This window comes from Martinezella rhizogenes (assembly GCF_000799715.1).
Classification (GTDB): Bacteria; Pseudomonadota; Alphaproteobacteria; order Rhizobiales; family Rhizobiaceae; genus Rhizobium; species Rhizobium rhizogenes_C.
Window position 1 is genome coordinate 1,202,946 of record NZ_JUHG01000011.1, and the last position, 24,175, is coordinate 1,227,120.

Below are 24,175 nucleotides of genomic sequence, written 5' to 3' on the forward strand. Positions count from 1 at the left end.
CGCCGAAAACCGGCGTCGTGAAGATTACTTCGAGATTTCGTCGTAGGTGTACTTGCCGTCCGAACCCTTGGACCACTTGTACATGACGTAGTCCGGACGGGTGATGTCGCCCTTCGCATTGAAGCCGAGTTCGCCGATGGCGGTCTTGAACGGACCCTTTGCCTTCAGCGCGTCTGCAACTGCCATCGGGTCGTTGGAACCCGCAGCCTTGGCGGCGTCGGCAATGACCTGCACGGCGGAGTAGGCGTAGAGCGTGTAGCCTTCCGGCTCGTAGCCTGCAGCGCGGAACTTGGCGACGAGATCGACAGAAGCCGGGTTCTTGCGCGGATCCGGAGCGAAGGTCATCAGCGTGCCGTCAACGGCGTCGCCGGCGATCGAAGCCAGCTCGTTCGAGACGATGCCGTCACCGGACATGAAGTGAGCCTTGACACCCTGGTCGGCCAACTGACGCAGGATCAGGCCGGCTTCGGTGTGCAGACCGCCGTAGTAGACGAAATCGACGCCGGCGTCCTTCATCTTGGCGATGAGGGCCGAGTAGTCCTTGTCGCCAGGAGTGATGCCTTCATACATGACTTCCTTCACGCCAGCGGCGTTGAGGTTCTTCTTGGTTTCGTCGGCAAGGCCCTGGCCATAGGGGGTCTTGTCGTGAACGACGGCAACCTTGGCGCCCTTGAAGTTGTCGGCGATGTACTTGCCGGCGACTGCACCCTGCTGGTCGTCGCGACCGCAGGTACGGAAGGTGTTCCACAGGCCGCGCTCTGTGAAGGTCGGATTGGTCGAGGCAGGGGTGATCTGAAGGATACCGTTTTCGGCGTAGACTTCCGAAGCCGGAATGGAAACACCCGAGTTGAAGTGACCGACCACGAACTTCACGCCGTCAGCGACGAACTTGTTGGCAACCGAAACGCCCTGCTTGGCGTCGGAAACGTCGTCGCCGAGTTCGAGCTTGAGCTTTTCGCCATTGATGCCGCCGGCTGCATTGATGTCGGCAACAGCCTGTTCAGCACCCTTCTGGAGCTGAGCACCGAAGGCAGCATTCGGGCCAGTCAACGGACCGCCGACGCCAAGGAGAATGTCAGCCTTCGCAACGCCGCTGAAAGCGATCATCGCCGACAGAGCCACGGCCGACATGAGATACTTCTTCATATTGTTACTCCCAATTTTTTAAGCGGGTTCCGTTTGCTCGCCCTGCGCAATACCCACCAACCATCGCGCCGGTATATTTTTATTCCAAAGTCCGGAAAGCACGATCCCCAAAATAGTCGAGCATTTCCAGTCTAGTGTCCAAACTGTGCCTAGTTTCGACGCGGTGTCAATTCTTCTTCTTCCATGAGAAGGCCGAGGTCTTTTCATAGAGCCAGTAATAATTGTTCACCATCTGGTCCGTGCGCCGGTAACGATATCCTGCGGTGGCGAAGATCAGCAGAAGAACCACGTCGACAATATAGTTGAGAAGGTCGAATACCGGTCCGTTGAACAGCGCGTGATGCAGGAACTGCAGCGCAAGCCCGATCATGAACGTATAGATGACCGCCAATGGATAGGAGTTCCAGTTGGACGCCACGGCGCGGCCGGCGCGCCATGCGGTCCAGAAACCCAGGAGCACGATGACCGCGCGGATGACTATGCGCCCGCCGGTATCGCTGTCGATGAAAAGTCCCTGCATATCAAATTCTCCGCGAAACGGGGCTCAATGATGGCCACCTTCGAGATAAGCGGCGCGCACTTCTGGATTGGCAAGCAATTCCCTCCCCGAGCCGCTCATCGTCACTCGGCCATTGACCATGACATAACCTCGATCGGACAGCTTCAGCGCCGCAAAGGCGTTCTGCTCGACAAGGAAGACAGTCAATCCCTGGGTCTTGTTCAAAACCTTGATGGCCTCGAAGATGCCCTTGACGATCAGCGGCGCAAGACCCAGCGAGGGTTCGTCGAGCAAGAGCAGCTTCGGGCGCGCCATCAGCGCGCGGCCGATCGACAACATCTGCTGCTCACCGCCCGACAACGTGCCGCCGCGCTGCGACTGGCGCTCCTTCAGACGCGGGAACAGGGTGAAGATCTTCTCGACGTCCTCATTGAAATATTTGAGCTTGTCGAGGCTCGCGCCCATCTGCAGGTTTTCATAGACTGTCATGCGCGGGAAGATGCGTCGCCCTTCCGGCGACTGCGCGATGCGCAGCCGGGCGATCTCATGCGTCGGCATGCGGGTAATGTCGCGGCCATCGAAGGTCACCGAACCACTGCGGGCCTGCGGGCTGCCGCAGATCGTCATCATCAGCGTCGACTTGCCAGCGCCGTTGGCGCCAATCAGGCTGACGATTTCGCCGCTGTTGACTTCGACATTGACGCCGGCAAGAGCGCGGATATTGCCATAATAGGTTTCGACGCCGTCAACTTTCAGAAGCGGTTGGCCCGTCATCAGTGTTCACCCTCCTGGAGGTGCTCGACTTCGGCGATGACCTCTTCCACTTCTTCATCCTCGACGCCGAGATAGGCCGCAATCACTCTTGGATCGTTTTTGACCTGGTCCGGCGTGCCGTCGGCAATCTTCTGTCCGTATTCAAGCACGACCACATGATCGGAGATTTCCATCACCACCGACATGTCATGTTCGATCAGCAGGATCGACGTGCCGGCATCCTTGCGGATATTGCGAAGGAACTCGTTGAGCACCAGCGATTCGCGCGGGTTGAGACCCGCGGCCGGCTCATCCAGGCACAAAAGTTCCGGGCCGGTGCACATGGCGCGGGCGATTTCCAGGCGGCGCTGCGCACCATAGGGCAGATCGCCGGCCGGATCGTCGGCGCGATCGATGAGATCGGCCTTCTCAAGCCAGAAACGCGCCAGCTCAATCGCATTCTTGGCTTCAGCGCGATATTTGCCGATACCGAGCAGACCGAGGATCGTGTAGCCGGACGCCTTCATCAGTTTGTTGTGCTGCGCCACCAGGAGATTCTCGAGCACCGTCAGGCCCGAGAACAGACGGATATTCTGGAACGTACGCGCCACCTTGGCTTCGCGGGTGATCCGGAAATCCGGCAGCCGCTCCAGGAGATACTCCTTGCCGCTCTTCTGATGGAGCGTGATCATCCCCATCGTCGGCTTGTAGAAACCGGTGATGCAGTTGAACACGGTCGTCTTGCCTGCACCGTTCGGTCCGATCAGCGCGGTAATGTCGCCGCGCTTGGCCTCGAAGGAGAAGTCGTTGATGGCCATCAGGCCGCCGAAGCGCATCGAGAGATGTTCGACCCTTAGCAGGATGTCGTCAGGGGTTGCGGTCACAGCGTTCATCAGCCGTGGCCCTCCTTGGTAAAGCTGCCCGACACTGCTCTTCGCTCTTTGAGGAAGGCGGTCGGCTCACGGGTTCCGACAAAGCCACGCGGTTTCACCAGCATGACGACGACCATGGCGAGGCCGAAGATCAGCATGCGGTAAAGTTCTGGCGTAAAGTCGGCACCGAAGATAATCTTGAGGAAACCCATGCTGCGCAACAGTTCGGTGCCGCCGATCATGGCAATCGCGGCAATCGCGATGCCCTTCAGCGAACCCATGCCGCCGAGAACGACGATGGCAAGGATGACCGCCGATTCGAGGAACACGAAGGATTCCGGCGATACAAAGCCCTGGCGAGCGGCGAAGAAGGAGCCGGCAAAGCCGCCAAACATCGCGCCGGTGGAAAAGGCCGTCAGCTTGGTGGTCACGGTGTTGATGCCGAGCGAGCGGCAGGCGATCTCATCTTCACGGAGTGCTTCCCAGGCACGGCCGATCGGCATGCGGCGCAGCCGGATCGTCACATAGGCGGTCAGCGCGCAGAGCGCCAGGATGACGTAGAACAGGAAGATCTTGTACCAGGCCGAGGAGGTCGACAGGCCGAAGGTCCTGATGACGTTGTGCGGATCCTTCATATCGAAGGTGTAGAGGCCGAACAGCGATGCCTTAGTGATGTTGGAAATACCAAAGCTGCCCTTGGTGACATCGGTCCAGTTGGTCAGAACGATGCGGATGATTTCGCCGAAGGCCAGCGTCACGATCGCCAGATAGTCGCCACGCAGCCGCAGCACCGGAAAGCCGAGGATCATGCCCCAAAGGGCGGCGAAGATGCCGGACAACGGCAACAGGATCCAGAAGGACAGGCCGAAATGCGTCGACAGCAGCGCATAGGAATAAGCACCGACCGCATAAAAGGCGACATAACCGAGGTCGAGCAGGCCGGCGAGACCGACGACGATGTTCAGGCCCCAGGCAAGCATCACGTAGATCAGGATCTGGATGCCGAAATTGTCGACATAGGTCAGCGATCCCTGTGGGCCGAAAAGCGCCAGCGCCAGCATCGGATAGATGAGCAGGAAGGCCAGCGCCATCTTGTTGAAGTTCTTCGAGACGAAGCCTGGCTCGGCCACGACCGGCGGCGCCTTCGCCTTGGTTGCCTTCCTCGCATCCAGCTGAGGCTGTATGAAGACCGTCATGACGAAACGACCGACCGCCGCAATGGCAACGATGGATGCCAGCAGGCCCCAGCGCTGAACGATGACCAGCTGGTTGTCGATATTCTGTTCAGTCTTCAGGCCGATATAGAGCACGAACATGCCGAAGGTGATGACCGCAGTCCAGAGGGCATCGGTAAGCCCTTTCTGGACAAGGCCGGGCGCGGTCTTGCCTGCAACGAAATTTGAATTTGCCATGGCGTTATACCTTCTCGACTTCCGGCCGCCCGAGAATACCCGTCGGCTTGAAGATCAGCACGTAGGCGAGGATGGCGTAGGTCGCGACATCCTTATACGCGATGGCGAAATTGCCCGACCAGAACGATTCGATGAAACCGATCATCAGGCCACCGAGAACGGCGCCCGGCAGCGAGCCGATACCACCGAGAACGGCGGCCGTGAACGCCTTGACGCCGGGTGTAAAGCCATCGGTGAAATTGGCGACGCCATAATACATCAGGTACATCGTGCCGGCGACGGCGGCGAGTGCCGCGCCCATGATGAAGGTGACGGAAATGGTCCGGTCGACATTGATGCCGAGCAGCGCCGCCATCTTGCGATCCTGCTCCGTGGCGCGCTGGGCGCGTCCAAGTGCTGTTTTGTTGACCAGATACCAGAAGGCCGCGAGCAGGACGACGGTGATGACGAAGATGATGATCTGCTTCAGCGACAATGACACGCCGTCGAAGGTATAGACATCACCCACCAGCGGCGGGATCGGCTTGTTGCGCGGGCCTTGCGTGACCTGGATGAAATTCGACAGCACGATCGACATGCCGATTGCGGTGATCAGCGGCGCCAAGCGAAACGAACCGCGCAGCGGCCGATAAGCGATGCGCTCGATCACCCAGTTCCACAGGCTCGTCATCAGCATGGCGACGATGAGCATGACCAGAAGCAGGACCGCTACCGGCAGGCCGGCAAAGAACGATACAAGAACGAGGTAGGTGATGAGAGCGGCGAAGCCACCGAGCATGAAAACATCGCCATGGGCAAAGTTGATCATGCCGACAATGCCGTAAACCATGGTATAACCAATGGCGATCAGGCCATATATCGACCCGAGAGTCAGCCCGTTTAGGAGCTGCTGGATAAAATAATCCATATATCATTTCCCCTGGATGCGGAGCCTATGGACCGCATCTCTTATTGATTGAGGTTCCTTTCGAGAGGGCCCTTGGGCGCGATTCCATACTGCTTTCGAAGCAAATGTGAAGCCAAAAAGGCAAGAAATTGACAAATTCTTTTCAAATCACCGTGCGATGGCGCAATTCGAACCAAAAATGGTACAAAAGCGGCATCGGCTGGCTCAAAAATAGCCAAAATGGCCAGAAACATATTTCAAGCTGAAAACATCTCGTCAGAAACGGGCTTCATCTGAAGCCCGTTTCTGATCTGCTCAAGCCGGACGATCAGGCGCGCATTCGCGCGCCATCGGGGTCGAATAACGGTTGCTGCTGCAACATCGCCGGCAATATTTCGCCAAGCAGTTCGATCGACCACCCTTGTGCATCATCGGCAATTTCCTTCGACACATAACCAATAGCGACCGAGTGACCAGAGGCGTGCGCATAACCGCCAGAGGTTACCCAGCCACAGATGGCACCATCGTGATAGATCGGCTCATCGCCAATCACATCGGCATCCTTCACGGTCAAAATGAAGGTGCGCAGCTTCATTGCTCCGCCTTCAGCCTTTTCTCTGGCAGCAGCTGCCTTGCCGATGAAATCCGCCTCCTTGGAAAGCGCAACGAATCGGCCGAGCCCTGCCTCGAACGGCCCATAGAGCGGACGATATTCACGCGCCCAGCTGCCATAGGATTTGTCGAGCCGCAGCGCGTTCAGCGCTCTCAGGCCAAAAAGCCTGATGCCGAATTCGGCTCCCGCTTCCATCAGCAGGTCGAAAAGATAGCGTTGATGCTCCGGCTTCATCCAGATCTCGTAGCCGAGATCGCCGGTATAGGAGACACGGCCGACAATGGCCGGCGCCATGCCGAGATCCATGCGGCGGATAGACATGAAGGGAAACGCGGCTGAGGAGACATCCTGATGCGTCAGCTTTTCCAAGAGCTTGCGTGCATTCGGTCCGGCGATGGAGAGGCCGAGCAGCGACAGGCCGAGCGTCTTCAGCTCCACCGAGCCATCCTTCGGCAGCAAGTCCTCGAACCAGCGCATGTGATAGGCCTCGGCAATGCCGGAGCCAATGACGAGGAAATCCCCCTCGCCCAGCTTGGCGAGCGTGAAGTCGCCGATCAGCTTGCCGTCGTGCTTCAGCATCGGCGCCAGCGTCATCCGGCCGATAGCCGGAATACGGCAGGCAAGCAATTGGTCGAGAAAGGCTTCCGCGCCCGGTCCCTTGACCGAATATTTGGCAAAGCCGGAGGTTTCCATCAGCCCGACACTGTTGCGCACGGCCTTGGCCTCGGCGCCGACCACGTCGAAATCGTTGGAACGCCGCCAGGAGAATTGGTCGACCTCGCCCTCGGGCGCGAACCACAGCGCCTGCTCTAGCCCATAATATGCCCCGCAGACGCCACCCGCCGCCTTAAGCTTGTCGTAGATCGGCGTCGTCAGTAGCGGCCGCGCCGCTGGCAATTCCTCGTTGGGATAGCGGATGGAGAAGCGGCGCGTGTAATTCTCCCGCACCTTGGCATTGGTATAGGCAAGCGTCGCATAATCGCCGTAGCGTGAGACGTCCATGGCAAAGACGTCGAAGCCCGGGTCGCCATGGATCATCCAGTTGGCAAGCGCCAGTCCGACGCCGCCGCCCTGGCTGAAGCCGGCCATGACGGCGCAAGCCGACCAGTAATTCCTTAAGCCCCGCACCGGCCCGACCAACGGATTGCCATCCGGCGAGAAGGTGAAAGGCCCGTTGATGATCTTCTTGATGCCCGCATTGTTGAAGGCGGGGAAATGGCGGAAGCCGACTTCAAGTTCCGGCGTGATGCGCTCGATATCCTCGGCTAGTAGCTCGTGGCCGAAATCCCAGGGCGTGGTCACCGGCGACCATGGGCGACAGGCCTTTTCATAGGTGCCCATCAGCATGCCCTGCCGCTCTTGGCGCAGATAGATCTCGCCGTCGAAGTCGACGCAGTGCATCAGCTCCTTGCCGCTCGTCCTGTTGTAGTCCATCACCTCGGGCATGTCCTCGGTGATCAGATACATATGCTCCATGGCGAGCACCGGCAGCTCCAGCCCCACCATGCGGCCAACTTCGCGCGCCCAGAGACCGCCGGCGTTGACGACATGCTCGGCAATGATCTCGCCCTGATTGGTAATCACTCGCCAGGAGCCGTCCTCGCGCTGCACCAGTTCCTCGACCTTGGTGTGCAGATAGATGTCCGCGCCGTTCTTCTTTGCCGAGCGGGCATAGGCATGCGTGGTGCCATAGGGGTCGAGATGGCCTTCGACGGGATCGTAGAGCGCGCCGACGAACTGGTCCGGATCGAGAAGCGGCATCATCTCGTGCGCTTCCTTCGGCGTCAGCAATGTCGCCTCCAGACCGTTATAGCGGCCCTTGGCGAGGATCGACTTCAACCAGTCGAAGCGCTGCGGCGTCGCGGCCAGCATCAGGCCCGCGGTCATGTGCAGACCGATATCCTGGCCGGAATATTCCTGGATTTCCTTGTAAAGCTCGACCGTGTATTTCTGCAGCTTGGCGACGTTCGGATCGCCGTTGATCGTGTGCATGCCGCCAGCCGCATGCCAGGTCGAGCCCGAGGTCAGCTCGGAACGCTCAAGCAGGACGACATCCGTCCAGCCGAATTTCGTCAGGTGATAGAGCACCGAACATCCGACGACCCCGCCGCCGATGACGACGACCCTGGCATGGCTTTTCATCTGGCAATCCCCTGTGTTCGGCCCGAAGCCGCAGCGAGTTTTCCGCTGTGACCGACCGTATTTGCAGGGCAGCCTAGAGACTATCCGGAGGGCCAAATAGCCCGAACTGCGAAACCGATATGTCTGTTTGCGCCATCGCGATTGTTCGGATCGCGCCATTCGCTTTTGGACGCACGGGCACCTCGGAAAACCGCGTCACGCCGTTGCGGATCGCGGGTTCAATCGGCGAAGCCGGCCGTCAGCGCGAACTCGCGTCCCATCTCCATCACTTCCTCGAAAACGCTGCCGGCATAGGAGCGCGGAACAATGATCTCGACACGGTCAGGGCCGGTTCGGGCGAGATTGGCGCTGACATGGCAGCACAACATGCTGGCCGATTGCCCCTCGACAAAGACCTGCGGGTGCAGGTCGACCGCCACGCATTTTGCCAGGATGCGGCGAACGCTTGGGCCGGAAAGGCGCAACACCACGCGGCCATCACTCTGCTCGAAAAAGGAAGCGCGGGCCGCGTCCAGCATGGCGAGATCACGCGCGAGGCTCTCCGCCCCGAGAGTCTCGGACACCGCCAGCCACTCGCCAGGCCCGACATGGCGGACGGAAATATCCGGCATTGCCTTCAGCGCCGCCAACACCCAGTCCTCTTGCCCAGCATGGCCGAGCACGGAGAAGATGACGGGGCGACGGACGACGGCGAGATGGTTCGGATTGGGCTCTGCCTCGAAACCGGAGATATGATCTTCCAGAACGTGCCTATTTTGATATGCGGCGCTCATCAGACCCTCACCCTAAAAGCTTCTTGTTGTCGGGATCGACAAAGACCGGATTGCAGACCTCGGCAACCACCTCCTCGCCCCGCAATCCATCCCAGACGATCACATGTTCGCCGATCCGCTCGCGACCCGATTTCAGGAAGGCGAGCGCGATGAAATGATTGAGAACCGGCGAGAAGCAGGCCGAGGAGACATGCCCCTGATCATTCGCGGTCGACGGCTTGGCACCCTCCCTCAAGAGATGCGCGCCGGCCCGGATTTCCTTGTTGGCCTCAAGCGGCTTCAGCCCGACGAGCTGCCCACGGTCGGCGGCGGTCAGGCCAAAGCGGGTCGAGAGACGCTTGCCGATGAAATCCGGCTTCTGCGTCGACATCATCCGGCCGAGGCCAACATCGTCGGGCGTCGTGCGGCCGTCGAGTTCGTTGTGAGTGACATGGCCCTTCTCGATGCGCAGCACATTCAGCGCTTCGACGCCATAGGCGCAGATACCATGCGCCTTGCCCGCCTCCATGACCGCATCCGCCACCGCCTCGCCATAGCCTGCGGGAACGGCGAGCTCGTAGGCCAGTTCTCCGGAAAAGGAGATACGGAACAGCCGCGCCTTCAATCCGCCCTTCAGCATCACCTCGGCGGCGGCGAGGAACGGGAAGAACTCATCGGAAACATCGTCCTCGACGATCTGTTCCAGAACCAGACGCGCCTTCGGTCCGGCAATCGCCATCTGCGCCCATTGATCCGACGAGGAGACGAAACGCACGTCGAGTTGCGGCCAGAGGTTCTGGGAGCAGAACTCCATATGCGTCATCACCTCGCCGGCCATTGCCGTCGTGGTGGTGAGGAAGAAGTGATTCGGCGATAGATGGCTCGTCGTGCCGTCGTCGAACACGATACCGTCTTCGCGCAGCATCAGCCCGTAGCGCGCCTTGCCGATCGGCAGCTTCAGGAACGCGTTGGAATAGAGCCGGTTGAGAAACTCGGCGGCATCCTTGCTGAAGATCTCGATCTTTCCAAGCGTCGAGACATCGCAGAGGCCGACATTGCGGCGGACATTCAGCACCTCGCGGTCGACGCTGTCACGCCAGGTCTTTTCACCCGCGCGCGCAAACCATGAGGAACGATACCAAAGACCGGATTCGACAAAAACAGCGCCGTTCTTCTTCGCCCAGCCATGCAGCGGCGATTCCCGCACCGGATGCGCATGCTTGCCGCGCGACGTGCCCGCCAGGGCACCGAACGAGACAGGAGTATAGAAAGGCCGAAATGTCGTCGTACCGACGGCAGCCGGGCTGACGCCACGCATGCCGGCGATGATCCCGGCAGCGTTGACATTGCCGAGCTTGCCCTGATCCGTCGCCATGCCGCTGGTCGTATAGCGCTTGGCATGTTCCGCATGGCCGAAGCCTTCGCGCAGCGCCAGGCCGAGATCCTTGGTGTGCACGTCGTTCTGGAAATCGACGAAGGCCTTGTCCTTGGCGCCCGGCAGATGCCAGGTCGCCGCGAAGGACGGATCGTAATCGCCCTCGACCTCCGGCATCTCGGCCGCATGCGCCTTGCGGCCAAGGCTTTCGATCACCAAGCGAGCCTTTGCAGCGCCATCGGCAAGGCAGCCCGAAACGCCGTCGATGCCCGCAGCCGAACCAGCAATCTCCAGCTCGCCGCCGACCGTCGGCGCCATGAAGGCCTGCTTCTCCTCCGACCACACCGGCTTTGCGCCGCGCTGGCAGGCAAGATGGATGATCGGCGACCAGCCGCCGGAGATAGCCAGCGCATCGCAGGCGATGAACTCGTCTAGTCCGCCGCGATCGGCGATGACACCGCTGATGCGATATTTGCCCTTCGTCGCCTGCACGGTGCCACCATGGATGACCCGAACACCCTGTGGTGCTGCATCGGACGCCGCGCTACGCGTATCGATGATCGCCGATATCTCGACACCTTCGGCCGCCAGATCCTGCGCCGTGCGATAACCGGAGCCGCCATTGGTGAACACCGCTACCTTCTGACCGGCTACCACGCCGTAGCGATTGAGATAGCTGCGCATCGCGCCGGCTATCATCACGCCCGGCTTGTCGTTGCCGCCGAACACCAGGGGCCGTTCTTCTGCACCGGTCGCAAGGATGGCGCGTTTGGCGGCGATGCGCCACAGGCGCTCCACCGGCAGATCCGGCGACGGCATCACTACATGCTTCTGCACCTTTTCGACCGCGCCGAAGACATTGTCGTCGTACCAGCCGACCACCGTTGTGCGCGGCATCAAGGTGACATTCTCGAAGCTCTGAAGTTCCTCGAGCGCAGTATGCAAAAAGGCATCAGCGGAAACGCCGCCGATCGTCAGCCGTTCAGACAGCAGCGAACCGCCCAGACGAAATCCTTCATCGGCAAGGACAATGCGCAGACCGGCGCGCGCCGCCGTCAGCGCCGCCATCAACCCCGCCGGGCCGGAGCCGATCACCAGCAGGTCGCAATGCGCCCAGGCTTTTTCATAGCGATCCGGGTCGGGCTCCATCACCGCCTTGCCGAGACCGGCTGCGCGGCGGATCAGCGGCTCGTAGACCTTCTCCCAGAAGGCAGCCGGCCACATGAAGGTCTTGTAGTAGAAACCGGCGCCCAAGAATGGCGACAACAGCCCGTTGATCGCGGCGACATCATATTTCAGCGACGGCCAGCGATTCTGGCTGACGGCGGTCATGCCCTGATAGAGTTCGGCAACGGTCGCCCGCGTGTTCGACTCGGTGCGCCCATCCTTGCCGATCGTCACCAGCGCGTTCGGCTCAGCCGAACCCGCCGTCAGAATGCCGCGTGGCCGGTGATATTTGAAGCTGCGACCGACCAGCAGCCGGTCGTTGGCAAGAAGGGCGGCAGCGAGCGTATCGCCCTCCAACCCTTTCATATCCTTGCCGTCGAACTTGAATGAAAGCGGCCGACTGCGATTGACGAGACCGCCAGCGGCGAGACGATAGGCCGTCATTGCGCCGCCTCCCGCGCCTTGTCGGCCGCATCGGTGACGGAGAAAACTTCGTGGGTGACATTGCTGCGCTCGACGATCAGCCAGCGGCGGCAACCGGCCGCATGATGCCAATCCTCGAGAATGCGCCCGCGCTCATTGTCGCGAATGTAGACATAGCGATGCCAGTCTTCGTCCGGCGCCGATAGTGCCGGACGGACGACCGAGGCGCCGCGAATGGTGAACTCTTCTTTCGGGCGCGCGCCGCAATGCGGGCAGTTGATCAAGCTTGCCATTGGTGTCGTGCCCTCAATGCAGATTCGGCTGCGGACCCTTGCCGCTTTCGTCCATCACAAAACCGCGCTCGAAGCGATCAAGCCGCATGAAGCGGCTGACCTCGTGGCTCTCGCCCTTGGCGATCAGGTGTGCGAAGCAGAAGCCGGAGGCGGGCGTCGCTTTGAAGCCCCCATAATTCCAGCCGCAGTTCAGATAAAGATTGTCGATATGGGTGCGGTCGATGATCGGCGAGCCGTCCATGCTCATATCCATCACCCCGCCCCATGTGCGCAGCACGCGGACACGCGAGAGCCCGGGGATCAGCGACACCCCCTCCTCCATCGTATGCTCGACGGTGGCCAGATTGCCCCTCTGGGCATAGGAGCTGTAGTAATCGATATCGGCGCCGAAGACCAAACCGCCCTTGTCCGACTGCGATATATAGAAGTGTCCGGCACCATAGGTGATGACGTGGTCGATCACCGGCTTCAATCCTTCCGAGACGAAAGCCTGCAGCACATGGGTTTCGATCGGCAGCTCCAGATCCGCCATGTTGCCAAGAATTGAAGTATGGCCGGCCGCTGCCAGCGCCAGCTTACCGCAGCCGATGAAACCACGCGTCGTCTCGACGCCGGTCACCGCCCCGCTCTCGTCACGGCGAATGCCGATCACCTCGCATTGCTGGATGAGATCGACGCCACGGCTATCGGCGCCGCGCGCATAGCCCCAGGCGACGGCATCATGCCGCGCCGTGCCACCACGCTCCTGCAGCAGGCCGCCGAGGATCGGAAAGCGCGCATGATCAAAATTGAGATAGGGCATCATCTTGCGCACCTGATCCCGGTTCAGCAGCTCCGCATCGACCCCATGCATACGCATCGCATTGCCGCGCCGGGCATAGGCGTCGCGCTGCCCATCGGAATGGAAAAGATTGAGGACGCCGCGCTGCGAGACCATGGCATTGTAGTTGAAGTCCTGCTCCAGCCCTTCCCAGAGCTGCATCGAGAATTCGTAAAAGGGCTCGTTGCCCGGCAGCAGATAGTTGGAGCGGATGATCGTGGTGTTGCGGCCGGCATTGCCGGAGCCGAGATAGCTCTTTTCGAGCACGGCGACATTGGTGATGCCGAACTCCTTGGCAAGATAATAGGCCGTCGCCAGCCCATGCCCGCCGCCGCCAACGATGATCACGTCGTAATGCGGCTTCGGCTCCGGGGTTCGCCACACAGGCTGCCAATGTCGGTTTCCCGAAAGCGCCTGTTTTAGAAGCTGATATGCCGAATAACGCATGAATTCATCCCGATCTCTACCCGGCCGCACATTCGCATATGCAATAAAAACGACAAGTCCCGAAAAGACGGAAAATCTTCGTAAATGGGACATGTCGATGTTGCCGGGATCGGCGTGGGGGATGCAAAATCCGATTGCGGGTCACAATCCGATAGCCAGGCGGTAAAAACGTGATCAGCGGTGGGTCTACACTTCATAGCGAAGATCTCTTAAGTATCATAATTCTAGACTTGCAACGCAGACGAGCTGCGGAAAGACGAATAGGCAAATGCTCGCGACATTTGAAAAAGCAGCCCTTGAGGCAGGTAAGGCCATTTTGGAGGTCTACCGCGCGGGCTATGCTGTCGCCTTGAAGCAGGACCAGAGCCCCGTCACCCTCGCAGACGAGCGCGCCGAACATATCATTCTCGATCATCTGTCCCGCGACTTTCCGGAGATCCCCGCAATTGCCGAGGAATCGGTGGCAGCCGGCAGGATTCCCGACATTCGCGGCCGCTCCTTCTTCCTCGTCGATCCGCTGGACGGCACGCGGGAATTTATCGAGCATCGCGACGAGTTCACCGTCAACATCGCCTATATCCACAATGGTGTCCCTGTCGCCGGGATCGTTTTCGCGCCGGCACTCGGCATTGCCTTCACCGGAGAAGGCGGCGAGGCGCGTAAGCTCGTCATTTCGGACACTTTCACCGTCGCCGACCGCTCGATCATTGCCGTGCGCGGGCGGCCCGACAGGCTGCTGGCGCTTGCAAGCCGCTGCAACAGCAGCCCGAGAACGGACAGTTTCCTTGAGGAAAATGCCGTCTCCGCCTGCACCTCGATCGGTTCCTCGCTGAAATTCTGTCTTCTTGCCGAAGGCAAGGCCGACGTTTATCCACGCTTCACCCGCACGATGGAATGGGACACGGCTGCCGGCGATGCCGTATTGCGCGCCGCGGGCGGCTCGACCGTCACGCTCGACGGCCATCTCCTCGCCTACGGAAAGACCGACCAGAGCGAAGATTCCGACTTCGCCAACCCCAATTTCATCTGCTGGGGCGGAAAGAAAAATCTGGTCGACGCCTAGTTTTCGATCCTGAAACGTAAGTTTTTACTGACAAAAAATAGTAGCGAAGTCTGTTTTCTCCTACGAATTATAGGGGCTTGCTTGGCTTGTGGCTGCACTGCGCCGGCTGCAAATCAGCCTGCTGCCGCTTTTCTTAAAATTCTTAGCAAAGTGTTACTAAGCGCTTAGGCAATTTTTAAATGTGGCAAGCTAGAGTGGCTCTTGTGGTCTTGAGTATGTGTAGAGAGTCCAATGACCGAAATGATACGTCCCCGAGTAAAGTATGTCATCGGCCCCGATGGCAGCCCGCTGACGATAGCCGACCTGCCGCCGCCGAATACGCGCCGCTGGGTTATCCGTCGTAAGGCCGAGGTTGTCGCCGCTGTGCGCGGTGGCCTGCTGAGCTTGGAAGAAGCCTGCGAACGTTATACGCTCACTGTCGAAGAGTTCCTTTCCTGGCAGTCGTCCATCAATTCCCATGGCCTCGCCGGCCTGCGGACGACCCGCATACAGCAGTATCGTCACTGACGATTGCAGCCGCCGCGATATCCATTTGATCTTCGTTTCGGGCCTCCTTCCCTCCTCGACGGGATAAGAAGAAGGCCCGAAATCATGATGCAGCCAGCGTAAAAACCACAGACCTGGCTGGATGGACGTCGCGGCAAGCCCGCCTGTTTTGGCGATGGCCAAACGGCCGTTGGAAGCCACACTTGGCACATCAAGCACAAAATCCGTCCAACTAGACTGTTTGATGTTCTCCTGAATATCGACGCGATATTCGAGAAGGAGACGATGCGTTGCCGATTTCACCGGTTGGCAGCTCGCCTTCCGCATGTCAATCTTCCCAATATTCAACATTTGGGAGGCTGATCATGGATATTCGCAACGAAAACAATGCGTCAGGCGGCCGCTATGTCGCGGCGGTCGAGGGCCACGAGGCCGAGATGACCTTTTCTCGCGCCTCCCCAAGCCTTATCATTGTCGATCATACCGGTGTTCCGGATGCGCTTCGCGGCAAGGGCGTCGGCCAGGCACTCGCCCTTCATGCCGTTGAGGAAGCCCGCCGCGGCGGCTGGAAGATCATCCCGCTCTGCCCTTTTTTCAAGGCACAGTCCCTGCGTCATGCGGAATGGCATGATGTTGTGAATATGTAGGCGACCGATAAGAAAATTTGTGAATTTTACTTATCTCAAGTAAAGTAGGCCTCTCAATAGGAGAGCTTACATGGCGACCATGACCGTGTCCCTTCCCGACCAGATGAAAGACTGGATCGAGACCCAAATTCGCAAGGGTGAATATGCCAGCACCAGCGATTATGTGCGCGACCTTGTCCGCAAAGACCGCGCGCGGCGTGGCGAAGATTACACGATCGAAGAATTGCGCGCGATTGTTACGGATGCCAGAGCCGGCGGCATGAGCGATCGAACCACGGATGAGATTTTTGCCGAGGCGGAGCAGGTTGCTCGTGCCAGAGGCTTAGTACGTGAGTGAATATCAGTTATCTCGACGTGCCGACCGGGAACTTTTTGAGACATTTCTTGATAGCATCGACATGTTTGGCCTGCTTCAGGCGCGGAAATATCGCGATGAGCTAACCCACTGCTTTGAGCTATTGGCAGAAAATCCCAATATGGGGCGTCAAGATGAGACTCTCGGAACAGCCGTCAGACGACACGAGCATAAAAGCCATATTATTCTTTATGAGCAAAATACGGCAGGGGTGGCCATTCTCGCCATCGTTCATAGCCGCAGCTCTCGCAGGCTTAAACTTTAACGCCATCAACGGCGCCCATATCTCCTGAAAACACCAAAAACCGTGCATGGCCGGCCCACTCACGGCCAGTCATGCACGGCTCTCGTGCCGTTCCCGCCGCTTTCCGTATCCCCCGGAAAACATTCCGATTTCGGAACATAGTCGGCTTGGGGTCAACAGCTCGCGACGGAATGGTTACATCAGGCGCGCGCCCTTACCGGACCCGAGCCGTCACGCTCTTCCAAGGCTGCCGCCTTGGCATATTCGGCCTGCATTTCTTCCAGCGAAGTTTCCAACGCCTCTTCCTGCACCTGCAATTCCCGGATCGACACCTGCAGATTGTCCGCGCGCTGACGTGCGGCCTTGGCAAATGTCGGGTAGGCAAAGTGGCTCGGGTCGACAATGCCGGACTTTTTCTCTTCCAGCACGATCTGGCTCTCCAGATCCTTTGTCATGCGGTCGAATTCCGCCATCATCATCTGCAATTGCTGCAGCTGACGGCGTTTTTCGTTCACCTGAAACTCTTTCAGGCGCGTTAGGCTCTCACGTGACTTCATACGCATTACTCCCGTGATGCGAGACCCCGGCTCTCGATAAAATGACCCGCCGCGCCGCTTTGAGACGGTTTGGTTAAAAAAATTTCCAGCGATCTTAATAAAAACCTACCGCTGGTAACCTTTCGTTTACGGGCATCGTTAATGATAGGGGCAATGATTTAAGGGTCAGTAAATGCCGCAGTCGGAATTCGATATGTCGGCATAGGCGAGTCGAATGAATCACTTGGCGTGTCTTCTTAATGCAACACTTTAGGATTGATATTTGCCGATTGTCTTTGGAAAACAGTGCAATGGAAAAATTATTTAATAAATTCGATACGACTTGCCAGAGTGAATCAGAATTTGTTAACCATTCCATGGCAGCTTCCAAATCAGGCAGTGATTTGTTCGGTATCGCGTAGGGGGCTGACGACCTTTCGGCGGCGGTAAAGGGGATAATTATGCGGGTTCTACTCATTGAAGACGATAGCGCGACAGCGCAGAGCATCGAGCTGATGCTTAAATCCGAAAGTTTCAACGTCTACACCACCGATCTCGGTGAAGAAGGCGTGGATCTTGGAAAGCTCTACGACTACGACATCATTCTGCTCGATCTTAACCTTCCCGACATGTCCGGCTACGAAGTGCTTCGTACCCTGCGCCTGTCGAAGGTAAAGACACCGATCCTCATTCTCTCCGGCATGGCCGGTATTGAAGACAAGGTTCGCGGTCTCGGCTTCGGTGCAGACGACTATATGACCAAACCCTTTCACAAGGATGAATTGGTCGCACGAATTCACGCCATTGTCCGCCGTTCCAAGGGCCATGCCCAGTCGGTGATCATGACCGGCGAACTGATCGTCAATCTCGACGCCAAGACCGTCGAAGTCGGCGGCCAGCGCGTGCATCTGACGGGCAAGGAATACCAGATGCTGGAGCTGCTTTCGCTCCGCAAGGGCACCACGCTCACCAAGGAAATGTTCCTGAACCACCTTTATGGCGGCATGGACGAGCCGGAACTGAAGATTATCGACGTCTTCATCTGCAAGCTGCGCAAGAAGCTCGCAAATGCTGCCGGCGGCGCCAACTATATCGAAACCGTCTGGGGCCGTGGCTATGTGCTGCGCGAACCCGACAACCACGAGCTAGCCGAAAGCGCCTGAGCCGCCCGCCCCACACCGCCGCACCAATCGAAATCCCGCCGCATCAGGCGGGATTTTTTATTGTCCATCTCTCCGGGCAGTAAAAAGCCGCCCAAAGAGGCGGCCGTCATTCATCGAATAGCTCAGATTTGATCAGGCAGCGATGGCGCGGTTGCCGAAGACGGCTGTCAAGATCTTGCGGTCGAAGGGCTTCAGCAGGAAATCGGTGGCGCCGGCCCGCTTTCCGGCCATCAGCTTGCGCAGATCCGCCTCGATGACACAGTAATAGATCTTCACGTCCTTGCCGTTCGGCATGGCGCGGATATTGGCGATCAGGCCAAGCGCGCCGTCCATGCCGGCATCGACGATCAGATAGTCAGGCATCTCAGCCTGGCAGCGCTTCAAAGCCTCACCTGCATCACCGGCTTCGCTCACGAGGAAATCCAGCTCTGACAGAATGCGCTTGCCGACCTTGCGTACGACATCCGATGCATCCGTAATCATGAACCGCTGCATTATCCGCTCCTTCGCGCCCGGTCGCCATCGATCGGGCACCAACCTCAAATTGGAACGATAGGCGCGCGAGGCTAAGGATTCGTTACCGTTATATTGTCAATTGCGCGAACGATCGAAAGATTGCACGCACACGCACCGACACACGTAAAAATACCCCCGCGGCCGTTTTGGGCTGCGAGGGCTTCGAAAATGATCCTGCGAAAGCCGACTATTCGCCGCGCATTGTAGCGATGAACGTCAGCTCTTCCGGCGTGGCTTTATAGGAAAGTTCCATGCCGCTCTCGTCAGCCAGAAGCACCGTGTAATAAGGCTGGACCGAATGGGCATCGACCGCCTCTTCCAGCGTGCCGGAGCAGATTTCCGCGAATTTCGGCGGCACGCGCATCAGCCGGCCCTTGGTCGTGATCGTGAACTTGGCGTCAAGATCGGGATTTTCCAGCACCACGTCGATATTGCCGCCGCGCGGGATCGAGCCATAGGCAACGAGGAAGAGATTGAGCAGCAGCTTCACGCGGTTTTTGGGAATGATCGCGCGCGGGCCGGTCCAGCTTACCTCGGCCTTCTTCTCTGCGGCGGCGAATTCCTTGGCAGCGCGTTCAGCCTCGCCCGTATCGATCGAGGCGCCAACCGAGCCGGAGGCGCCGAAAGCAAGGCGTGCGAATTTGAGGCGGACCGAAGCATTGAGCGCGCTGGTGCGGATCAGGTCCATGGCATCGGCATCGGAACCGCCCTCATCGAGCAGCTCCAGGCCATTGTTGATCGCCCCGACCGGCGAGATCACATCATGGCAGACGCGGCTGCATAGCAGCGCGGCCAGATCCGGTCCGGTCAAGGTGAGGTTCGGATTCTTCGACATTCATTGTCTCCTGAATGCTGACAAGGCGGAACGCCGTATGATTTTACGTTGCCACGGCAAGATTGCTCGAGGATTGCCGCTGGCGGCGTACCACTCGCCATAAAGACACCATATTTGGTAAACCGATTGTTAAGATGATCGACGCAAAATGCATTCATCACCACCAGACTTTTTCGCGCGCGAATCGCTATGCGGAAATCGGGCGGAACAGTCTGGACTGGGGAGCGAGGCATATCCGGCGCGTTCAAGCGAATGCGCCATGCATCCGCTCCCAATCGCACCGACCATGATGAACGGATGACTGACATGCGCTATCAACTCCTGAAGAGAATGCCCAGCCCCGGCTCCAGAACGGTAGGCCTGGGCTTGATATTGGCCATCGTTGCGTTCGTGAGCTTCGCGTTGCCTGTTCGTCAGGCGGCGGCGGCGCCAACCAACAACCACTATTCGATGCAAGAAATCGTCGATGCCGGACACTCCTTCTTTGGCTCCACCAGCGGCGGCCTCGCCAAGGTGGTTGAGCGCGCCTTCCAGCAATATGGCTTGCCGAACGGTTATATCCTCGGCCAGGAAGGCTCTGGCGCCTTTATCGCCGGCCTGACCTATGGCGAAGGCCAGCTCAATACCAAGAATGCCGGAGAGCACTCGCTCTATTGGCAGGGTCCCTCGCTCGGCCTCGATTATGGTGGCCAGGGCGCCCGCGTCATGATGCTCGTCTATGACCTGCCGAGCATCAACAGCGTCTACACCCGCTTCGGCGGCGTCAGCGGCCAGGCCTTCATCGTCGCCGGCTTCGGCATGACGGTGCTGAAGAACAACAACATCGTCCTGGTGCCGATCCGCACCGGCCTCGGTGCCCGCCTCGGTGTCAATCTCGGCTATCTCAAGGTGACGCCGAGCGCCACATGGAACCCCTTCTGAGCCTCCGGACGATATCTCCTCCCGTGCACTCGATCTCCTGGCCCGCGTCGATCGCGGGTCTTTTCTTGTTGGGAACCTCGGCGCGCCGGTAAACCATATCCGATTTAAACCCTTGCCCGCCGGCCTACCCCCATGCTTAATCAATTCACCAATATCGAAAACAACTCCCAGATGCAGGCAGTGCCGTGATTGAATTTGCTCTTTTGTTCGGATTGGGCTTTCTGACCGCCGCCTTTCTGGCCTTCCTGGTTGCGCCCGCGATCCACCGCCGTATCGTTTGGTTCACGGAAAAGCGGCTGAAGGCCACGATGCCGCTAAGCCCGCAGGAAGTGCGGGCGCAGAAGGATATGGCACGCGCACTCTTCGCCGCCGAAAACGCCAAGACCGAACAGCGGCTCACCCAGGAACGTGACAAGGGCGTCGCGCTACAAATACACAATGGCAAGCTCCTGCAGGAAGCCAGCCGTTTTGCCGCCGAAAGCAGCGAATTGCAGACGCGCATCGACGATCTGGAGGCCGAGGCCGGCGAGCTGCGCTCCCGCCTGCGCCGTGAGGAAAGCTATATCAGCCAGCTCAAATCCGGCGTGCATACAGCAGAGCAGACAAGTACCGAGAAGGATGCCGACATCGACAGCCTGCGCAAGCGGATGACCAAGATGGCCGCGGATGCTGATAATCTGAAGATCGATCTGGCGGCCCGGGAAACCGAACTCGAAAGCCTGAAACTTCGCATCAACACGCTGCGGGACGAGCGTGATACGCTTCGCCAGGACCTGAACCAGGCAAGTCAGCGTGCCAAGGATGCCGAATTGTTGCTGAGACAGGAAAGCGACAAAGCCCGGCGGCTAGACGAACGACTAAACCGGGAGATTGCCGGCAATGCCGACAAGGAAACCGCGATGGCGCGCCTGAAGGAAAAACTGGAAGCTGCCAATGGCGAAACGCGGCCGGCCGGCCGGCCGCCGCGTGCCGCCAATCTCGTCTCTTCCGCCAAGCGGACCAATGGCGCGAAACCGCCAGCCGAACCGGCTATCATGGAAACTGCTGACAATAACGCCAACGCATCGGAACCGGAGCGCACCGTGGAAGACGACATCGCTCACATGACGGAAGAAGTCCGCAATCGCGCCGCGGCCCTTTCGGACCGCCTGTCCAAATCGCGCTCGCCGGCGCATGATCAGGCCATGCGCGAGGAAATCGCCGTCATCGCCGCCAACATGGTGGCCCTAACCGCCCGCCGGGAAGGCGATCAATCGCCGATCTTCGACCTCCTGCCGAAGGAAACGATCCCCACCGAACAGGGCGCGCGCCTCAGCCTTGCCCATCGCGCCGCCGCCCTCCTGCGGAAATAGCCGCAGGCGCTCGGCAAGGGCCAAAATTCAGACCCGTTTAAGCAAGGACGCCATCTCGAAAAGCGCGATGCCGCTTGCCGTTGCCACATTCAGGCTGTCCAGGCCGGGCGCCTGCGGTATCCGCACGCTGCCAAAAGCCGACAGGATCTCCCGCGGCAGTCCTTCCCCCTCGGTGCCGACCACCAGCGCCATGCGATCCGTCGGAGGAACCGCGCGGATGTCGGTTTCGCCCCGCGGCGACAGGCTCCAGATGGCAAAGCCACGCTCCGTGAGCGCCGTAAGCAGGTCGACATCGCTCAGCTGGCGACGATAGGGCATGGTCAGCACTGAGCCGACCGAGACGCGCAACGCCTTGCGATAGAGCGGATCGCAACAGGTCTCGTCGAGCAGCACCGCATCGGCGCCGAAGGCGGCCGCATTACGGAACATCGAGCCGACATTATCGTGATTGGAAATGCCGCAGCCCACCAGAACGAGTGAGCGTTCCGGCAATCGTCCGAGAAAGGCGTCCATATCCGTGTCCGCCGTCCGCCGGCCGAGCGCCAGAACACCCCGATGCAGATGGAAGCCGACGATGCCGTCCAACACCGAGCCTTCCGCGACATAGACCGGCACGTCGGGCGGAAAGGCCGAGATGATCTCGTCCAGCCCGGCGGCGCGATTGCGCAGCAGCAGCACCTTTTCGGCAACGAAATCTCCGCCCGCCGCATGCGCCCCGGCCAGAAGCCGCAGCACCACCGTACCCTCGGCGATGAAGCGGCTCTCGCGGCCGGTCAGATCACGCTCGCGGATATCGCGGAATTCGGCGATGCGCGGATCGTCGGGATGCGTGATCTGGATCAGCCGGTCGCCCACCATCACCAAGCCGTCAGTTCGGGAGCGCTATGGTCGCGACGATACGGCCTATACCATAGTCAAAGACGACGGCCTGGCGTTGGCCGCTGGCGAGCGTGCCGTAGAACAGCACCTGGTTGCCGGAAAGCGCCGTCGACTGGACGGTGAAGCCTTGCGGCAGCGCGGCCGTTACAGAGACCGGAGCATCCGAGGGAATATTCGATGCCGCAGCGCCCGCTGGCTTTGCCGGAGCGCGCATCGTCTTATAGACAACAGCGCCGAACACGGCCATAAGGCTCACCACCATGACGGCCGCCGAGACGATCTGCAGGCGGACCATCTTGCGTCGGACACTTTCCAGGGCCGGATCGAGGGGCTTCTCCTCTTGATCGTCTGGCTCGAGATTCGTCATCGATGCGTCCTTATTTCCTGAAGAGCGCCTGTGCGCCGGAGAAATGCGTTTGAGCGACCCCTTTAAAGAAGCCGAGGGCAATAGAAAAGTCCTAACTGCCGATGAAACCGCCGAGGGCCGCCTCGACGCGTGGTTGACAGCGCAAATGAACGAGGAGTTGTCCCGCAGCCGCGTCCAGGCGCTGATCAAGGCCAATGCCGTCCTGCTCAACGGTGCTCCGGTTACCGATGCCAAGCGTAAGGTGCGTCCCGGCGACACCTACGAGATCTCTATGCCCGAACCGGAGGATCCGACGCCGCAGGGCGAGGATATTCCGCTCGACGTGCTCTACGAGGATGACGACGTCATCGTCATCTCCAAGCCTGCCGGTCTCGTCGTCCACCCCGGTGCCGGCAACTGGACCGGCACGCTGGTCAATGCGCTGATCCATCATTGCGGCGACAGCCTCTCCGGCATCGGTGGCGTGCGCCGGCCGGGCATCGTCCACCGGCTGGACAAAGACACCACCGGCGTCATGGTCGTCGCCAAGAACGATATCGCCCACCGCCATCTGTCGCTGCAATTTGCCGACCACGGCCGCACCACCCCGCTGGAACGCGCCTATCAGGCGATCGTCTGGGGCCGTCCCCGCCAGCTCGTCGGCACCGTCAACGCGCCGCTCGGCCGCGCCACCGGCGACCGCACCCGGCGCGCCGTCAAACGTCCCGACAGTGCGGACGCCGACGAGGCCATCACGCATTATGAAGTGATAGAGCGCTTTCACGAGGCTCCGGACGCCACCGCGCTCGCCTCGCTGATCGACTGCCACCTCGAAACCGGCCGGACCCACCAGATCCGCGTCCACATGGCGCATATCGGCCATCCCCTGCTCGGCGATGCTGCCTATGGCGGCGGGTTCAAAACCAAGGCCAACCTGCTACCGGATGCGGCAAAGGAGGCCGTCAATCGCTTCCCGCGCCAGGCGCTTCACGCCTACCTGTTGCAGTTCGAGCATCCTCGCACCGGCGAAGTCATGCATTTCGAGGCTCCGTTGCCAGACGATATGGAAGAACTGGCGGCTATACTGCGGGGATGACGATCGGCAGCCCCTACAATCACACGGCTGGACGCCTGCCTCTCCGGCGCCTATAATACTCACCAGAACCGATCTCCGGCACATCCCTTATCCGCCCAGAACGCAATGCATTTGCTGTTCAAGTGGTTGGATCCCC

At 59.6% G+C, this 24,175-nt stretch carries 25 protein-coding genes; 9 read left to right on the forward strand and 16 right to left on the reverse strand.

Translation table 11 applies throughout. The features are described 5' to 3' along the window. Positions 1-24: 24 nt before the first annotated feature. The 11 genes from EX00_RS09725 to EX00_RS09775 all read right to left on the reverse strand — a co-directional run bounded on the left by EX00_RS09725 (position 25) and on the right by EX00_RS09775 (position 13,600). A complete protein-coding gene (locus EX00_RS09725; RefSeq protein WP_047456668.1) occupies positions 25-1,146 on the reverse strand; it encodes a branched-chain amino acid ABC transporter substrate-binding protein in 1,122 nt (373 codons plus the stop codon). Positions 1,147-1,312: 166 nt separating this feature from the next. After that, positions 1,313-1,666 carry a DUF6867 family protein gene (locus EX00_RS09730; RefSeq protein ID WP_047456669.1) on the reverse strand — a complete coding sequence of 118 codons (354 nt, stop codon included), beginning with the start codon at positions 1,664-1,666 and terminating at the stop codon, positions 1,313-1,315. A 24-nt stretch (positions 1,667-1,690) separates the two neighbouring features. Beyond that, positions 1,691-2,419 (reverse strand): ABC transporter ATP-binding protein, encoded by a 729-nt coding sequence (locus EX00_RS09735; protein ID WP_047456670.1) that lies wholly within the window; start codon positions 2,417-2,419, stop codon positions 1,691-1,693. After that, the gene (locus tag EX00_RS09740) at positions 2,419-3,291 is read right to left on the reverse strand and encodes an ABC transporter ATP-binding protein (protein ID WP_047456671.1); all 873 of its coding nucleotides are present in this window, start codon (positions 3,289-3,291) and stop codon (positions 2,419-2,421) included. Before EX00_RS09740 ends, EX00_RS09735 begins: the two co-directional genes overlap by 1 nt. Next, the gene (gene livM / locus EX00_RS09745) at positions 3,291-4,682 is read right to left on the reverse strand and encodes a high-affinity branched-chain amino acid ABC transporter permease LivM (RefSeq protein ID WP_047456672.1); all 1,392 of its coding nucleotides are present in this window, start codon (positions 4,680-4,682) and stop codon (positions 3,291-3,293) included. The genes EX00_RS09740 and livM overlap by 1 nt, the downstream gene beginning before the upstream one ends. 4 nt (positions 4,683-4,686) lie before the next feature. Then, a complete protein-coding gene (locus tag EX00_RS09750) occupies positions 4,687-5,589 on the reverse strand; it encodes a branched-chain amino acid ABC transporter permease (protein ID WP_047456673.1) in 903 nt (300 codons plus the stop codon). A gap of 307 nt (positions 5,590-5,896) precedes the next feature. After that, positions 5,897-8,323 (reverse strand): GcvT family protein, encoded by a 2,427-nt coding sequence (locus EX00_RS09755; protein ID WP_047456674.1) that lies wholly within the window; start codon positions 8,321-8,323, stop codon positions 5,897-5,899. 218 nt (positions 8,324-8,541) lie between these two features. After that, positions 8,542-9,096 (reverse strand): sarcosine oxidase subunit gamma, encoded by a 555-nt coding sequence (locus tag EX00_RS09760; RefSeq protein ID WP_047456675.1) that lies wholly within the window; start codon positions 9,094-9,096, stop codon positions 8,542-8,544. Between the two features lie 7 nt (positions 9,097-9,103). Continuing rightward, positions 9,104-12,061 carry a sarcosine oxidase subunit alpha family protein gene (locus tag EX00_RS09765; RefSeq protein ID WP_047456676.1) on the reverse strand — a complete coding sequence of 986 codons (2,958 nt, stop codon included), beginning with the start codon at positions 12,059-12,061 and terminating at the stop codon, positions 9,104-9,106. Further along, complete coding sequence (locus EX00_RS09770) at positions 12,058-12,333, reverse strand: sarcosine oxidase subunit delta (protein ID WP_047456677.1); 276 nt, start codon at positions 12,331-12,333, stop codon at positions 12,058-12,060. Before EX00_RS09770 ends, EX00_RS09765 begins: the two co-directional genes overlap by 4 nt. 13 nt (positions 12,334-12,346) lie before the next feature. Next, entirely contained in the window at positions 12,347-13,600 is a 1,254-nt protein-coding gene (locus EX00_RS09775) for a sarcosine oxidase subunit beta family protein (RefSeq protein WP_047456678.1), read from the reverse strand. A gap of 268 nt (positions 13,601-13,868) precedes the next feature. On the opposite strand from EX00_RS09775, the gene cysQ reads away from it, so the two are divergent. From cysQ to EX00_RS31015, 5 genes are all read left to right on the forward strand, one after another. Beyond that, positions 13,869-14,663 (forward strand): 3'(2'),5'-bisphosphate nucleotidase CysQ, encoded by a 795-nt coding sequence (gene cysQ / locus EX00_RS09780; RefSeq protein ID WP_047456679.1) that lies wholly within the window; start codon positions 13,869-13,871, stop codon positions 14,661-14,663. 231 nt (positions 14,664-14,894) lie between these two features. After that, on the forward strand, positions 14,895-15,170 hold the full coding sequence (gene sciP / locus EX00_RS31010; protein WP_007533628.1) for a CtrA inhibitor SciP: 276 nt from the start codon (positions 14,895-14,897) through the stop codon (positions 15,168-15,170). Between the two features lie 344 nt (positions 15,171-15,514). Beyond that, positions 15,515-15,796, forward strand: a complete 282-nt coding sequence (locus tag EX00_RS09790) for a GNAT family N-acetyltransferase (RefSeq protein WP_047456681.1) — start codon at positions 15,515-15,517, stop codon at positions 15,794-15,796. A 70-nt stretch (positions 15,797-15,866) separates the two neighbouring features. Then, positions 15,867-16,133 carry a type II toxin-antitoxin system ParD family antitoxin gene (locus tag EX00_RS09795; RefSeq protein ID WP_047456682.1) on the forward strand — a complete coding sequence of 89 codons (267 nt, stop codon included), beginning with the start codon at positions 15,867-15,869 and terminating at the stop codon, positions 16,131-16,133. Then, complete coding sequence (locus EX00_RS31015) at positions 16,126-16,416, forward strand: type II toxin-antitoxin system RelE/ParE family toxin (protein ID WP_080761225.1); 291 nt, start codon at positions 16,126-16,128, stop codon at positions 16,414-16,416. Before EX00_RS09795 ends, EX00_RS31015 begins: the two co-directional genes overlap by 8 nt. 179 nt (positions 16,417-16,595) lie before the next feature. Here EX00_RS31015 and EX00_RS09805 read toward each other — a convergent pair whose 3' ends face one another. Then, the gene (locus EX00_RS09805; RefSeq protein WP_007703800.1) at positions 16,596-16,952 is read right to left on the reverse strand and encodes a hypothetical protein; all 357 of its coding nucleotides are present in this window, start codon (positions 16,950-16,952) and stop codon (positions 16,596-16,598) included. Positions 16,953-17,392: 440 nt separating this feature from the next. Here EX00_RS09805 and ctrA point away from each other — a divergent pair, with 440 nt between their 5' ends. Continuing rightward, positions 17,393-18,094, forward strand: coding sequence for a response regulator transcription factor CtrA (gene ctrA / locus EX00_RS09810; RefSeq protein ID WP_047456684.1), 702 nt, complete (start codon positions 17,393-17,395; stop codon positions 18,092-18,094). 132 nt (positions 18,095-18,226) lie between these two features. Here ctrA and EX00_RS09815 read toward each other — a convergent pair whose 3' ends face one another. Then, positions 18,227-18,589 (reverse strand): response regulator, encoded by a 363-nt coding sequence (locus tag EX00_RS09815; RefSeq protein ID WP_047456685.1) that lies wholly within the window; start codon positions 18,587-18,589, stop codon positions 18,227-18,229. A gap of 208 nt (positions 18,590-18,797) precedes the next feature. Further along, positions 18,798-19,445 carry a histidine phosphotransferase ChpT gene (gene chpT / locus EX00_RS09820; protein WP_047456686.1) on the reverse strand — a complete coding sequence of 216 codons (648 nt, stop codon included), beginning with the start codon at positions 19,443-19,445 and terminating at the stop codon, positions 18,798-18,800. Between the two features lie 306 nt (positions 19,446-19,751). Between chpT and EX00_RS09825 the strand changes: the two genes are divergently transcribed. Both EX00_RS09825 and EX00_RS09830 read left to right on the forward strand, forming a co-directional pair. Then, positions 19,752-20,366 (forward strand): DUF1134 domain-containing protein, encoded by a 615-nt coding sequence (locus EX00_RS09825; RefSeq protein WP_234708994.1) that lies wholly within the window; start codon positions 19,752-19,754, stop codon positions 20,364-20,366. A 185-nt stretch (positions 20,367-20,551) separates the two neighbouring features. Further along, positions 20,552-21,718, forward strand: coding sequence for a hypothetical protein (locus EX00_RS09830; protein ID WP_047456687.1), 1,167 nt, complete (start codon positions 20,552-20,554; stop codon positions 21,716-21,718). Positions 21,719-21,745: 27 nt separating this feature from the next. Here EX00_RS09830 and EX00_RS09835 read toward each other — a convergent pair whose 3' ends face one another. Both EX00_RS09835 and EX00_RS09840 read right to left on the reverse strand, forming a co-directional pair. Further along, entirely contained in the window at positions 21,746-22,576 is an 831-nt protein-coding gene (locus EX00_RS09835; protein WP_047456688.1) for a TrmH family RNA methyltransferase, read from the reverse strand. A 10-nt stretch (positions 22,577-22,586) separates the two neighbouring features. After that, the gene (locus EX00_RS09840) at positions 22,587-22,964 is read right to left on the reverse strand and encodes a hypothetical protein (RefSeq protein WP_047456689.1); all 378 of its coding nucleotides are present in this window, start codon (positions 22,962-22,964) and stop codon (positions 22,587-22,589) included. Positions 22,965-23,013: 49 nt separating this feature from the next. Here EX00_RS09840 and EX00_RS09845 point away from each other — a divergent pair, with 49 nt between their 5' ends. After that, positions 23,014-24,039 carry an RluA family pseudouridine synthase gene (locus tag EX00_RS09845; RefSeq protein WP_047457662.1) on the forward strand — a complete coding sequence of 342 codons (1,026 nt, stop codon included), beginning with the start codon at positions 23,014-23,016 and terminating at the stop codon, positions 24,037-24,039. Positions 24,040-24,175 lie beyond the last annotated feature (136 nt).

Excerpts from the sequence above, each read along its gene's own strand:
- EX00_RS09725 (WP_047456668.1), bottom strand. The coding sequence starts at position 1,146 with ATGAAGAAGTATCTCATGTCGGCCGTGGCTCTGTCGGCGATGATCGCT.
- EX00_RS09730 (WP_047456669.1), bottom strand. The coding sequence starts at position 1,666 with ATGCAGGGACTTTTCATCGACAGCGATACCGGCGGGCGCATAGTCATC.
- EX00_RS09735 (WP_047456670.1), bottom strand. The coding sequence starts at position 2,419 with ATGACGGGCCAACCGCTTCTGAAAGTTGACGGCGTCGAAACCTATTAT.
- EX00_RS09740 (WP_047456671.1), bottom strand. The coding sequence starts at position 3,291 with ATGAACGCTGTGACCGCAACCCCTGACGACATCCTGCTAAGGGTCGAA.
- livM (WP_047456672.1), bottom strand. The coding sequence starts at position 4,682 with ATGGCAAATTCAAATTTCGTTGCAGGCAAGACCGCGCCCGGCCTTGTC.
- EX00_RS09750 (WP_047456673.1), bottom strand. The coding sequence starts at position 5,589 with ATGGATTATTTTATCCAGCAGCTCCTAAACGGGCTGACTCTCGGGTCG.
- EX00_RS09755 (WP_047456674.1), bottom strand. The coding sequence starts at position 8,323 with ATGAAAAGCCATGCCAGGGTCGTCGTCATCGGCGGCGGGGTCGTCGGA.
- EX00_RS09760 (WP_047456675.1), bottom strand. The coding sequence starts at position 9,096 with ATGAGCGCCGCATATCAAAATAGGCACGTTCTGGAAGATCATATCTCC.
- EX00_RS09765 (WP_047456676.1), bottom strand. The coding sequence starts at position 12,061 with ATGACGGCCTATCGTCTCGCCGCTGGCGGTCTCGTCAATCGCAGTCGG.
- EX00_RS09770 (WP_047456677.1), bottom strand. The coding sequence starts at position 12,333 with ATGGCAAGCTTGATCAACTGCCCGCATTGCGGCGCGCGCCCGAAAGAA.
- EX00_RS09775 (WP_047456678.1), bottom strand. The coding sequence starts at position 13,600 with ATGCGTTATTCGGCATATCAGCTTCTAAAACAGGCGCTTTCGGGAAAC.
- cysQ (WP_047456679.1), top strand. The coding sequence starts at position 13,869 with ATGCTCGCGACATTTGAAAAAGCAGCCCTTGAGGCAGGTAAGGCCATT.
- sciP (WP_007533628.1), top strand. The coding sequence starts at position 14,895 with ATGACCGAAATGATACGTCCCCGAGTAAAGTATGTCATCGGCCCCGAT.
- EX00_RS09790 (WP_047456681.1), top strand. The coding sequence starts at position 15,515 with ATGGATATTCGCAACGAAAACAATGCGTCAGGCGGCCGCTATGTCGCG.
- EX00_RS09795 (WP_047456682.1), top strand. The coding sequence starts at position 15,867 with ATGGCGACCATGACCGTGTCCCTTCCCGACCAGATGAAAGACTGGATC.
- EX00_RS09805 (WP_007703800.1), bottom strand. The coding sequence starts at position 16,952 with ATGAAGTCACGTGAGAGCCTAACGCGCCTGAAAGAGTTTCAGGTGAAC.
- ctrA (WP_047456684.1), top strand. The coding sequence starts at position 17,393 with ATGCGGGTTCTACTCATTGAAGACGATAGCGCGACAGCGCAGAGCATC.
- EX00_RS09815 (WP_047456685.1), bottom strand. The coding sequence starts at position 18,589 with ATGCAGCGGTTCATGATTACGGATGCATCGGATGTCGTACGCAAGGTC.
- chpT (WP_047456686.1), bottom strand. The coding sequence starts at position 19,445 with ATGTCGAAGAATCCGAACCTCACCTTGACCGGACCGGATCTGGCCGCG.
- EX00_RS09825 (WP_234708994.1), top strand. The coding sequence starts at position 19,752 with ATGCGCTATCAACTCCTGAAGAGAATGCCCAGCCCCGGCTCCAGAACG.
- EX00_RS09835 (WP_047456688.1), bottom strand. The coding sequence starts at position 22,576 with ATGGTGGGCGACCGGCTGATCCAGATCACGCATCCCGACGATCCGCGC.
- EX00_RS09840 (WP_047456689.1), bottom strand. The coding sequence starts at position 22,964 with ATGACGAATCTCGAGCCAGACGATCAAGAGGAGAAGCCCCTCGATCCG.